The organism is Leisingera sp. ANG-Vp, from assembly GCF_000813725.1.
Taxonomy (GTDB): Bacteria; Pseudomonadota; Alphaproteobacteria; order Rhodobacterales; family Rhodobacteraceae; genus Leisingera.
Genome location: NZ_JWLD01000040.1, coordinates 31,081 through 43,130, shown reverse-complemented (window position 1 = coordinate 43,130; position 12,050 = coordinate 31,081). Strand labels below are relative to the sequence as shown.

Below are 12,050 nucleotides of genomic sequence, written 5' to 3'. Positions count from 1 at the left end.
GTGAAGATCCACAACTACCGGATGGTCAAGATCCTGGACTGACACCGGCGCTTGCGGCCTGCTGTTGAACTGCAGGCCGCCGGCCCGGTCAGATCAGCAGATCAAACATGTGCATCAGGGGCAGCTGCCGCGCGCGCTTGCCAGTGAGGTCAAACAGAGCATTTGCCAGCGCAGGCGCCGCTGGCGGGGTGCCCGGCTCGCCGGCACCGCCCATATGGGCCTGAGTCTCCAGCACTTGGACTTCGGTTTCCGGCATCGTGTGCATGCGCAGGGCGTCATAGTCCGGGAAGTTGCCCTGTTCAGCCGCACCGTCCGAGAAGGTGATCTCGCCAAAACAGGCCGCCGACAGCCCGTAGGCCATGCCGCCGAACATCTGCGCCTTGACGATCTCAGGGTCGACAGCCTGGCCCATATCGCAGGCAATCCAGGCCTTGGCGATGCGGATGGAGCCCTCTTCCTCCACCACTTCGATAACCTCGGCCACCGGCGTGCCGAAGCTGTAGCACATGGCGACGCCGCGGCCGGTGCCCTCCGGCGTTTGACCGGTCCAGCCGGACATCTCCTTGACCGCCTCCAGCACGCCGGCGGCAGGCGCCCATTCCTGCCGTGCAAGGCCCAGACGGAAGTCCATCGGGTCGGTGCTGGCCGCATGGGCCATCTCGTCGATGAAGCTTTCGACAAAGAAGGCGTTGAAGCTGTTGCCGACCGAGCGCCAGAAACCGATCGGGATCTGCACATCCGACAGGTGGCCCGCCATACGGAAGTTCGGGATTGCATAGGGCGGGTTGAAGAAGCCCTCCACATGCACCTTGTCGGGGCCGGAAGGGGTAAAGCCCGCCAGCCGCTGCATGGCCTGATGGGTGGGGGAGGCTGCGGCCACCTTGCCGTCGAGCAGTACTGCCTGGCCGTCCTTCACCGCGCCGCGCATCCGGGCCATGGCTCCGGGGCGGTACATGTCGTGGCGCATGTCCTCCTCGCGGCTCCAGGTGAGCTGCACCGGCACCCCGGGCATTGCCTTTGCCACACGGGTTGCCAGCACTGCATAATCGAACTCCACCCGGCGCCCGAAGCCGCCGCCCAGGTAAGTCGTGCGGATGTCCGCCTGTTCGCTCTCGAGGCCTGCCTCAGCTGCGCATTTTGACTGGGTGAAAGTTGGCATCTGATTACCGCACCAGACGGTCAGCTTGTCCCTTTCCAGCAGCGCCGTGGCGTTCATCGGTTCCATGGTGGCATGGGCCAGATAGGGAACCTGGTACTCTGCTGTGAGTTCGGTTGCGCCTTCGGGCCTCTGATCCGCATTGCCATCGTCGCGCATGACGGAGTTAGGCTCATCATCAAAGGCTTCGGCGATGCGGGCAAAGACCTGATCGGTTTCCGGCGGATAGGGGGCGTCTTCCCATTCCACTTCGATCGCTTCAACCGCCTGCATGGCCAGCCAGGTGTTGCTGGCGACCACGGCGACACCGGCGCCCATATCGATCACTTTCTCCACCCCGGGCATGGCGCTGGCGGCTGAGGCGTCAAAGCCTTTCATGCCGCTGCCTTGGCGCGGGTTCATCCGCAGCGCGGCAAACTTCATCCCCGGCAAGCGCACGTCGATGCCGAATTCTGCGGTGCCGGTGGCCTTTTCCACCATGTCCAGGCGCGGCTGGGATTTACCGATCAGCCGCCACGCGCTCTTGCGGCGCAGATCTGCTTCGACCGGTTCCAGTTTTGCCGCTTCCATGGCCAAATCGGCGTATGGGATTGCGGTGCCGTCCGGTGCTATCACTGCGCCATTGGCGGTGCTGAACTGGCTGCGGCTTAGCCCGAGCCGTTCTGCCGCAGCCTGTTTCAGCGTCTCGCGGGCCGAGGCGCCGGCAAGCCGCATCCGCTTGAACCCGTCCTTCATCGAGGTGGAGCCGCCGGTGCCATGCAGGCTCAGCACCTTGCCAAGATGCCCCAGCGCCTCGCCGATGGAGTGTTTGAAATTGCTGGTGTCGTAGCCTTTGCCCGGCAGCGCATCCGCCATGAAGGCCGAGTTGTAATAGGCCTTGGCAGCAGGCCCGTGCAGGACGCGCACCTGATCCAGCTCGACATCCAGTTCTTCGGCGATCAGTGCTGCCCAGCTGGTCTTCACCCCCTGTCCCATTTCGGCGCGCGGCGCAAACAGGGTGACGCCGTTCTGGTCGATCAGAACGAAAGGATTGAGCGCGGCCTCGCCTTCGCCCGGTTTCAGCGGGTTGGGCGCCGGGCGGCTGACGTAATAGGCGCCAAAGGCCACGCCGCCCACGATGGCGGCAGAACCGATCAGAAACGTGCGGCGGGCGATTTTTGCAATGCTGGCCATGGGTTATGCCTCCTGCAGCGCTTGCGCCGCGGCATGGATTGCGGTGCGGATCCGGGGGTAGGTGCCGCAGCGGCAGAGGTTGCCCTGCATCGCCTCGTCAATCTCGGCATCGGAGGGGGCGGAGTTCTCTGCCAGCAGGCTCGCCGCCTGCATGATCTGGCCGGACTGGCAATAGCCGCATTGGGCCACCTGATGATCGACCCAGGCCTTTTGGATGGCTGCCATGGCTTCCGGCGTGCCGATGCCCTCGATGGTGGTCACGTCTCCCCAGACATCCGACAGCGCCACCTGGCAGGAGCGCACCGCTTCGCCATCGATGTGCACGGTGCAGGCGCCGCAGGCCGCGACGCCGCAGCCGAATTTGGTGCCCGTGAGGCCCACTTCATCGCGCAGCACCCACAACAGGGGCACCTCGTCCGGCAGCTCTACCTGATGGTTCTTTCCGTTGATGCGTAGCGTGGTGGACATGGCTGTGCCTTCCTGGGCTGTGGCGTTGTGACAAAAATAGGCAAATGTGTCAGAGTGTCAATTGACATTTTTTACAACAGGTGTCAGAAGCGGTTTTATGAACATGGCAGGCATAGATCCGAAGCAGCAGGCGGTCCTCACCGCCGCCTGGACGGCGTTTTCCACATATGGATTCCGCAAGACCTCGATGGATGACATTGCCAAGGGGGCGGGCATGTCGCGGCCCGCGGTCTATCTGCATTTCAAGAACAAGGAGGCGATCCTCCGCGCTCTTGTGCAGGGCTATTATGCCCGGGCGCAGGCGGAGATCGCAGCAGCATTGGCTGCGGATGCGGATCTGAAGAGCAAATTGGCAGCGGCATTTGCCGGGCATGGCGGCGAAGCAATGGAAGCCATGATGTCCTCGCCGCACGGGATGGAGCTGCTGGAAACCTCAGTGAGCGTCGCGGGAGAGAGTATCGAGGAAGGCGAAGCTGCATTGAGTTCGCTTTATGCCAACTGGCTGACGGCTGAAGCAGAGGCGGGCCGTGTGAGCCTGCCGGCGCCGCCTGCGGACATGGCGCGGGTGATCTGCGCCTGCCTCAAGGGGATCAAGAAATCGGCTGCTGGATATGCTGCCTACCGGACTGACGTCTCCAGCTATGCCGCCCTGTGTGCTCAGGCTTTGGAGCCCTGACAATCCGGGGGCGGCCTGGTGCCAGGCCCGCCGCGCCCAAGGCGCGGCGCCGGGCCCAACGGGAAGAAAGGGGCTCCGCCCCTTGATGACGGGCGGGAGCCTTTGCTTCTTTTACTGCTGGCTCAGAGTTCGGTGCGCAAATGCCAAAGCTCTGGGAACAGCTCCACCTCCAGCATCCGTTTCAGATAGCTGACGCCGCCGGTGCCGCCGGTGCCGCGCTTGAAGCCGATCACGCGCTCCACCGTGGTGACATGGTTGAACCGCCAGCGGCGGAAGTAGTCTTCGAAATCCACCAGTTTTTCAGCCAGCTCATAGAGCTCCCAATGCTTCTCGGTATCGCGGTAGACTTGGGTCCAGGCCTCGGTCACTGCGGGGTGCGGCTGATAGGCCTCGCTCACATCCCGGTTCAAGACCCCTTCCGGCAGCGCAACGCTTTGCGACAGCACCTGCAGCGCCACGTCATAAAGCGAGGGCTGCGCCAGCTCCGCTTCCAAGAGTGCCAGGACGTCGGGCCGGTGCGCGTGGGGCCGCAGCATTGCCTTGTTGCGGTTACCCAGCATGAATTCGATCTGCCGGTACTGATGCGACTGAAAGCCAGAGCTCTGCCCCAATTCATCGCGAAAAGCGGTGTAGTCCGACGGTGTCATCGTGCGCAGCACGTCCCAGGCGGAGTTCAGCTGCTCGAAAATCCGCGCGACGCGTGCCAGCATCTTGAACGCCTGATGCGCCTTGCCGCTCTGCAGCCGCTCGCGGGCGGCGGTCAGTTCATGAATGGCCAGCCGCATCCACAGCTCGGAGGTCTGATGCTGGATGATGAACAGCATCTCGTCATGAGTATTGGTCCATGTCTTCTGGGCATTCAGCAGCATGTCCAGCGACAGGTAGTCGCCATAGGACATGCGCCCGTCAAAGGACATCTGGGCGCCTTCATCGGCGGGGTCATAGGGTTGGGTCATCGGATCATTCCTTTTCCTGAGTATATCACGGCTTAGGGAAAGGAATGGTTTCTCCGGTTCAGGGTGCCGCATTGGGCCAGGCGGCGCCACAGCGCAACCCAGCCCGCCGGGCGGCAGAGCGGCACATGGTATGAGGAGCGCAGGCGCATCAGGTGACGGCGTGGCGCGTTTTGTATTCGGCGCGGTCCCACAGAGCATTGGCCATGACATCTTCCATGATCGCCACAGCCGCGCGTACATCGCTTTCGTCGATGTAAAGCGGGGTGAAGCCGAACCGCATGATGTCCGGGGCCCGGAAGTCGCCGATCACGCCGCGGTCGATCAGAGCCTGCATGGCGGCATAGCCTTCACGGAACTTGAACGACACTTGGCTGCCGCGCAAAGCGGCGTCGCGCGGGGAGGCCAGTTTCAGCCCCACGCAGCGGTCCTCCACCTCGGCGATGAACAGATCGCACAGCTCCATGGATTTGGCGCGCACGGCATCCATATCCGCCATGTCCCAGATATCCATCGCGGCCTCCAGCGAGGTGAGCTGGATCACCGGCGGGGTGCCGACGCGCATCCGGTCGATGCCGTGGCCAGGGCGGTAGTCAAGGTCGAAGGCAAAAGGCGCCTCGTGGCCCAGCCAGCCGGAGAGCGCCGGGCGGGCAGTCTCCGCATGGCGCGGCGCGACATAGATGAAAGCGGGCGCGCCGGGGCCGCCGTTAAGGTACTTGTAGCTGCAGCCGACTGCAAAATCGGCTTCGCAGCCCGCCAGATCCACCGGCACCGCGCCGGCGGAATGCGCCAGGTCCCAAACCGTCAGCACGCCCATGGCATGCGCCTTGGCGGTCAGCGCCTTCATGTCGTGCTTGCGGCCCGACCGGTAATCCACCTCGGTGATCATTAGCACCGCGATTTCGTCGGTGATGTTCTCTTCGACCGATTCCGGGTCCACCACCCGCAGCTCGTAATCCGGCCCCAGCGATTTCAGCAGCCCGTCCGCGATGTAAAGGTCAGAGGGGAAGTTGCCATTGTCCGACAGCACCACCTTGCGGCCCGGGTTCAGCTCCAGTGCCGAGGCCACCGCCTGGTACACCTTGATCGACAGGGTGTCGCCCATGATCACATGGCCCGGCTCGGCGCCGATCAGGCGGCCGACGCGGTCGCCCAGGTCCTTCGACTTCTGCATCCAGCCAGCCTTGTTCCAGCCGGTGATCAGCATCTGGCCCCATTCGTCCTGCATCATCTTCCCGACGCGTTCGGTGGCAGCGCGGGGCAGGGGGCCCAGCGAGTTGCCGTCCAGATAGATCACCCCTTCGGGCAGGTCGAACATCGCCTTGGTTGCGGCAAAATCGGTCATCGGAGCCTCGCGTCTGATGGGTATTTCAAGCTTAAAGCTTTTAGGTTTGCTATATGATCTGAACCGTTGTGTCCAGTGGCGGCCGGGTTCAGTCCTGCCGGGACGCGGGCTGAGGATCGGGGATGCCGAACTCGGCGCGCTTCTTCTTGGACAGCTTTGCAGTCACCATTTGGTAGGAGAGAGTGATCTGTTCCTTCAGCTCTGCGTCCGACAGCCCGTTGTCATCAAACTGCTGCAGCCACTTAATGCCGCGTGAGGCCAGGTATGGCGCGGGGCGGACGCCGGGGCGTTCCTGCAGGACCTCATAGGCGATTTCGCCTGCCTTGAAGGTAAAGGCGTCCTGGCCATCGGCCCAGCCGCAGACCGCAAAGAGCTTTCCGCCTGCTTTCCAGACGTCGGAATTGCCCCATTGCACCACATGCTCAGCCGCCGGGAAAGTGCCGCAGAAGGTATTGAATTCCTTTCGGTTCATCAGGTTTGCCCTCCAGCGATTTCAATGCATTGGCCGTTCACGGAACCGGACCCGGGGCCGCAAAGCCATAGGGCTGCGGCGGCGACCTCGGCAGGCTCGATCAGCCGCTTGTGCCGGTTTGCGTTGACCATCACATCCAGCGCCTCCACCGCGCTGAGCCCGGCGCGCTGGGCAATCGAGGTGATGTTGCGCTCGACAATCGGCGTGTCCACATAACCGGGGCAAAGCGCATTAAAGGTGAACGGAGTGCCCAGGTAATCCTCGCTGAGCGCGCGGGTCAGGCCGACCAGCCCGTGTTTGCTCGCGGTATAGCAGGCGCCCCCTTTGAGGCCCCGCAGCCCGGCAATCGAGGACACCGTGATCACCCGGCCCCAATCGGTTTGCCGCATCGACTTGAAGGATTCCCGGATAGTCAGAAAAGCGCCGTCCAGGTTGGTCGCCATCATGTCCCGCCAGAACGCCATCGTGGTCTTGTGCAGTGCTGCTCCCTCGGCGATGCCTGCATTGGCAACGCAGATCTGGATGGGCCCGCGGGCCTCTACGGCAGCGTCCGCCTTGGCGGCCACATCGTCTTCGTCGCGCACATCCATGACCAGCGGGTGCAAGCCGTCCGTTGCAACGTCCTCCAGCACCTCCTGCCTGCGTCCGGTGATGGTGACTTGGGCGCCTTCAGCAGCCAGGGCCTGAGCAATCGTCAGCCCGATGCCGGTGCCGCCGCCTGTGACCAGCGCGTGTTTGCCTTGCAAGCTCATGACCTCGCCTCCCTGTTTGCGGATCAGCCTATCCGTGCAGAAGCCTCTGGCAACCCCGCCGTGCCGTCACGCCGCGCATTGAGGCGTTTACAGTTATATTCGCATGTGTGAATGTTGCGGCAGATGATCAGGGAGAGATGTGATGAAAACCCTTGCCGCCTTTGCCTTGCTGCTGCCATTCGCCGCCTTCGCCAGCGAGGACATTGCCGACCAGTACCCGCAATCCGAGCTTTACTCCAAGCCGGTGGAAGTCATTCCCAACGTCTTTTCAGCCATAGGTGCAACGGCGCCGCCGACCTATCAAAACGCGGGCCATAACAATAACTTGTCCTTTGTAGTGACCTCCGAAGGCGTGGTGGTGGTGAACTCCGGCGCGTCGGATGCACTGGCCAAAGCTCTGCATGAGGAAATCAAGAAGGTGACCGATCAGCCGGTGGTGCTGGTGATCAACGAAAACGGCCAGGGCCACGCGATGCTGGGCAATGGCTACTGGCGCGATCAGGGGGTGGATGTGCTGGCCCATGCCGAGGCCATTGCCGAGACGCAGGAAAACAGCGACATGATCCTGCAGCGCATGCGCGGCTACAACAAGGACCGCGCCGGTGAGACGCGTGTCGAGCATGCAAACATGTCGTTTGAGGACCGCTATGATCTGAGCTTAGGCGGGGTGGAGATGCAGGTGCTGCACCTTGGCCCCGCGCATGATCCTGGCGACATCCAGGTCTGGATCCCCGCGTGGGACCTACTGATTGCCGGCGACATCGCCTTTCACGAGCGGATGCTGCCGGTCTTCCCGCACACCTGCACCAAATGCTGGATTGAGACCTGGCAGGAGAAGCTGGAACCCCTCGATCCCGCCTATGTAATCCCCGGCCACGGCCATCCGACCAATTTGCCGCAGGTGCGGCGCTACACGCTCGACTATCTGACCGACCTGCGCGGCAAGATCGGTGCCCATATCGAGGCGGGCGGAGACCTTGCAAACGCATATTATGTTGACCAGGAGCGCTGGAAAGGCCTCGACACATTCGAGGAGCTGGCAACAAAGAACGCAGGCCGCGTTTTTGAGGAAATGGAGTGGGAATAAGCCCCTGCACCCTCAGTACACATAAATATACTTAGGCATTCGGGGGATTTTGTGCAGGATCATGCCGCAAGTCGGGACAGATTCGCCGTTAATGCGGCATCAGGGGCAATTTGTCCTTAATTTTCAGTCCTGGTTGAAGAGGTCTGGACGGCCTGGCTGGATGAGGAAAGACTGCCCGCGATGTGCGTGATTTCAGGACATAATCTGCAAAAGGGCAGGGCGTGATGCGGTGGCTGGATGTGCCGCCCGCCTGGCTGGCGGGCTGTGTTCTGATTGCCTGGCTGCAGGCAAAACATGCTGCATTCGGGCTGTCCTTCGGTGGCGCCTGGGCGGATTTCCTGGGCGGCATTCTGCTGGGCGGCGGCCTGCTGCTGGCACTGCTCGCGATTACCGAGATGCGGCGGCAAAAGACCACCGTGATCCCGCATCAGACCCCCAGCCGGCTGGTGCAAACGGGGATCTTCAGCCGCTCGCGCAATCCGATCTATCTGGGCGACGTGCTGATCCTCGCGGGCCTCATACTGTGGTTCGACGCGGTGCTGTCGCTGCCGCTGATCCCGGTCTTCCTTTGGGTGCTGGAAAAGCGGTTTGTGATCCCGGAAGAGGACCGGATGCGGCGCACGTTCCGGGCCGACTGGGCGCGTTACGAGAAGAAGGTGCGCCGCTGGATGTGATGTCAATGCGGCGTTGCGGCGTAAAATTGCGGCGATGCGGCAAAATCCTTGCGCAATAATGTTGCGCGTTGTAATGGAAATTATTGTGATCCGTACCTGGGCACTGCTGGCACGGGCAAGACGAGGGGGACCTACAGGGTGAAAATAGGAACACCAAAAGAAACATTTGCAGGTGAGAACCGGGTCGGGATGACACCGGATTCCGCCAAGCAGCTGCAGAAACTGGGCTACGATTGCGCGATCGAGACCGGGGCCGGCGCGGCGGCAGGCTTTTCCGATGCGGCCTATGAGGCAGCTGGGGTTGAGATCATCAAGACCCCGGCAGCGCTGTGGAAGGCCTCGGATATCGTCGCCAAGGTGCGGCAGCCGGATGCGACCGAGCTGAAGCGGCTCACCAAGGGCAAGACGCTGATCTCCTTCTTTAACCCGGCAGGGAATGAAGAAGGCATGGAGCTGGCCAAATCCAAGGGCGCCAATGTGATCGCCATGGAAATGGTGCCGCGCATTTCGCGGGCGCAGAAAATGGATGCGCTCAGCTCGATGGCCAATATCGCGGGTTACCGCGCCGTCATCGAGGCAGGCAACAACTTCGGCCGCTTCTTCACCGGCCAGATTACGGCGGCGGGCAAGGTGCCCCCGGCCAAGGTTTTGGTGGTGGGTGCAGGCGTGGCGGGTCTTGCCGCCATCGGCACCTCGACCTCCTTGGGTGCGGTCACCTACGCCTTCGACGTGCGTCCGGAAGTGGCTGAGCAGGTCGAGTCGATGGGCGCCGAATTCGTCTATCTGGATTTTGAGGAAGAGCAGCAGGATGGCGCGGCCACCGGCGGCTATGCCTCGGTCTCCTCTCCGGAATTCCGCGAAGCACAGCTGGCCAAGTTCCGCGAGCTGGCGCCGGAGATGGACATCGTCATCACCACCGCGCTGATCCCCAACCGCGACGCCCCCAAGCTGTGGCTCGCCGACATGATCGCGGCAATGAAGCCGGGTTCGGTGATTGTCGACCTCGCTGCCGAGCGCGGCGGCAATGCCGAAGGCACCGTGGCGGATGAGAAGGTCGTCACCGAGAACGGCGTCACCATCATCGGCTACACCGACTTCCCCAGCCGCATGGCGGCGCAGTCGTCGTCGCTTTATGCCACCAACATCCGCCACATGATGGCTGACCTCACGCCGGAGAAAGACGGTCAGGTCAACCACGACATGGAAGACGACGTGATCCGCGGCGCCACCGTGGCGTTTGAGGGCGAAATCACCTTCCCGCCGCCGCCGCCGAAAGTGCAGGCGATTGCGGCCAAGCCGAAGGAAACGGTGCCGGAACTGACCCCGGAAGAGAAACGGGCGCAGGAAATCGAAGCCTTCAAGGCGCAGACCAAGAGCCAGGTCTCGATGCTGGTGGGCGGCGGCGCGCTGCTCTTGCTGGTGGGCCTCTTTGCGCCCGCCAGCTTCATGCAGCATTTCATCGTCTTTGCGCTGTCTTGCTTTGTCGGCTTCCAGGTGATCTGGGGCGTTGCGCACAGCTTGCATACCCCGCTGATGGCGGTCACCAATGCGATCTCCTCGATCATCATCCTGGGCGCGCTGATGCAGATCGGCTCCGGCTCCTTCCTGGTGATCCTCTTGGCGGCGCTTTCGGTCTTCATGGCCGGGATCAACATCTTCGGCGGCTTCCTCGTCACCCGGCGCATGCTCGCCATGTTCCAGAAATCCTAAAGCGGGGACGGACTTATGATTGGTTTCACCACCGCCGCCTATGTTGTTGCGGCTGTTCTCTTCATCCTGTCCCTCGGCGGGCTGTCCAACCAGGAAAGCGCCAAGCGCGCAGTCTGGTACGGCATTGCCGGCATGGGGCTGGCGGTTTTTGCCACCCTGATCGGCCCCGGCTCCGGCCTGTGGCTGCTGTCGCTGATCCTGATCGCCGGCGGCGGCATCATCGGCACCTATGTCGCCAAGAAGGTCCAGATGACCGAGATGCCGCAGCTGGTTGCCGCGATGCACTCGCTGGTCGGCCTGGCCGCAGTCTTCGTGGGCTTCATCGCCCATTTCGAGATCGGCAACGTGGCGGCGGCTGCCAGCACCGATGACCTCGGATCCTTCGCCAAACTGATCGCCAAAAAGAGCCCGGCGGAAATCGCCTTCCTGCGCGTGGAGCTCTTCCTCGGCATCTTCATCGGCGCCATCACCTTCACCGGTTCGGTCATTGCCTTTGGCAAACTTGCGGGCAAGGTCACCTCTGCGGCGACCAAACTGCCGGGCGGCCATATGCTGAACGCAGGCGCGGCGGGCCTCTCCTTCCTCTGCCTGATCTGGTACTTCAACACCGGCGGCTTCCTGCCGCTGATGCTGATGACCCTGGCGGCGCTGTTCATCGGCTATCACCTGATCATGGGCATCGGCGGTGCCGACATGCCGGTCGTGGTTTCGATGCTGAACAGCTACTCGGGCTGGGCCGCGGCAGCGATCGGCTTCTCCCTGGGCAATGACCTCCTCATCGTGGTTGGCGCGCTGGTCGGCTCTTCCGGTGCGATCCTCAGCTACATCATGTGCAAGGCGATGAACCGCTCCTTCGTCTCGGTGATCCTGGGCGGCTTCGGCGGCACCACCGGTCCGGCAATGGAAGTCGAGGGTGAGCAGATCGCCATCGACGCCGACGGTGTCTCTGCCGCGCTAGAGGACGCTGACTCAGTGATCATCATCCCCGGCTACGGCATGGCGGTGGCCCAGGCGCAGCAGAATGTCGCGGAACTGACCCGCCGCCTGCGCGCCAAGGGCAAGGACGTGCGCTTTGCCATCCACCCCGTCGCAGGCCGCCTGCCGGGCCACATGAACGTGCTGCTGGCCGAGGCCAAGGTGCCCTACGACATCGTGCTGGAAATGGATGAGATCAACGAGGACTTCCCGGAGACGGATGTGGCCATCGTCATCGGCTCCAACGACATCGTGAACCCGGCCGCCCAGGAAGACCCGAACTCGCCGATCGCCGGCATGCCGGTGCTAGAGTGCTGGAAAGCGAAACAGGTGTTTGTCTCCAAGCGCGGCCAGGGCACGGGGTATTCGGGCATCGAGAACCCGCTGTTCTTCAAGGACAACACCCGCATGTTCTACGGCGATGCCAAGGCCAGCCTCGATACGCTGCTCACCATGATCAGCTAAGACGGCCAGGCCAAACGAAAAGAAAAGGCGCTCCAAACCGGGCGCCTTTTTCTTCGCGCTTCTTTCTGGTTGCAAATACCCCGGGGGAGGCCGCAGGCCGGGGGCAGAGCCCCCTCAAACCTTGCCTCTGCATACCGTTGTATC

At 62.7% G+C, this 12,050-nt stretch carries 11 protein-coding genes; 5 read left to right on the top strand and 6 right to left on the bottom strand.

Annotated features, from left to right (window positions below):
* Nucleotides 1-88: 88 nt before the first annotated feature.
* Nucleotides 89-2,329: a xanthine dehydrogenase family protein molybdopterin-binding subunit gene (locus RA20_RS13765; RefSeq protein WP_039129767.1), complete on the bottom strand. Its 2,241-nt coding sequence runs from the start codon at nt 2,327-2,329 to the stop codon at nt 89-91.
* A gap of 3 nt (nt 2,330-2,332) precedes the next feature.
* Nucleotides 2,333-2,797 carry a (2Fe-2S)-binding protein gene (locus tag RA20_RS13760; protein WP_039129765.1) on the bottom strand — a complete coding sequence of 155 codons (465 nt, stop codon included), beginning with the start codon at nt 2,795-2,797 and terminating at the stop codon, nt 2,333-2,335.
* Nucleotides 2,798-2,894: 97 nt separating this feature from the next.
* Here RA20_RS13760 and RA20_RS13755 point away from each other — a divergent pair, with 97 nt between their 5' ends.
* Nucleotides 2,895-3,473: a TetR/AcrR family transcriptional regulator gene (locus tag RA20_RS13755; protein ID WP_039129762.1), complete on the top strand. Its 579-nt coding sequence runs from the start codon at nt 2,895-2,897 to the stop codon at nt 3,471-3,473.
* Between the two features lie 122 nt (nt 3,474-3,595).
* On the opposite strand, the gene kynA is transcribed toward RA20_RS13755, so the two are convergent.
* From kynA to RA20_RS13735, 4 genes are all read right to left on the bottom strand, one after another.
* Complete coding sequence (gene kynA, locus RA20_RS13750) at nt 3,596-4,429, bottom strand: tryptophan 2,3-dioxygenase (protein WP_039129760.1); 834 nt, start codon at nt 4,427-4,429, stop codon at nt 3,596-3,598.
* A 148-nt stretch (nt 4,430-4,577) separates the two neighbouring features.
* Nucleotides 4,578-5,771 (bottom strand): kynureninase, encoded by a 1,194-nt coding sequence (kynU, locus tag RA20_RS13745; RefSeq protein ID WP_039129758.1) that lies wholly within the window; start codon nt 5,769-5,771, stop codon nt 4,578-4,580.
* A gap of 88 nt (nt 5,772-5,859) precedes the next feature.
* Nucleotides 5,860-6,243: an MmcQ/YjbR family DNA-binding protein gene (locus tag RA20_RS13740; RefSeq protein WP_039129755.1), complete on the bottom strand. Its 384-nt coding sequence runs from the start codon at nt 6,241-6,243 to the stop codon at nt 5,860-5,862.
* A complete protein-coding gene (locus RA20_RS13735; RefSeq protein ID WP_039129753.1) occupies nt 6,243-6,995 on the bottom strand; it encodes an SDR family NAD(P)-dependent oxidoreductase in 753 nt (250 codons plus the stop codon). The genes RA20_RS13740 and RA20_RS13735 overlap by 1 nt, the downstream gene beginning before the upstream one ends.
* A 142-nt stretch (nt 6,996-7,137) precedes the next feature.
* Here RA20_RS13735 and RA20_RS13730 point away from each other — a divergent pair, with 142 nt between their 5' ends.
* The 4 genes from RA20_RS13730 to RA20_RS13715 all read left to right on the top strand — a co-directional run bounded on the left by RA20_RS13730 (nt 7,138) and on the right by RA20_RS13715 (nt 11,906).
* Nucleotides 7,138-8,082 (top strand): MBL fold metallo-hydrolase, encoded by a 945-nt coding sequence (locus RA20_RS13730; RefSeq protein ID WP_039129749.1) that lies wholly within the window; start codon nt 7,138-7,140, stop codon nt 8,080-8,082.
* Between the two features lie 224 nt (nt 8,083-8,306).
* Nucleotides 8,307-8,756, top strand: coding sequence for a methyltransferase family protein (locus RA20_RS13725; RefSeq protein ID WP_039129748.1), 450 nt, complete (start codon nt 8,307-8,309; stop codon nt 8,754-8,756).
* A gap of 138 nt (nt 8,757-8,894) precedes the next feature.
* Complete coding sequence (locus RA20_RS13720; protein ID WP_039129746.1) at nt 8,895-10,466, top strand: Re/Si-specific NAD(P)(+) transhydrogenase subunit alpha; 1,572 nt, start codon at nt 8,895-8,897, stop codon at nt 10,464-10,466.
* Between the two features lie 15 nt (nt 10,467-10,481).
* Nucleotides 10,482-11,906, top strand: coding sequence for an NAD(P)(+) transhydrogenase (Re/Si-specific) subunit beta (locus tag RA20_RS13715; RefSeq protein WP_039129743.1), 1,425 nt, complete (start codon nt 10,482-10,484; stop codon nt 11,904-11,906).
* Nucleotides 11,907-12,050: the final 144 nt, after the last annotated feature.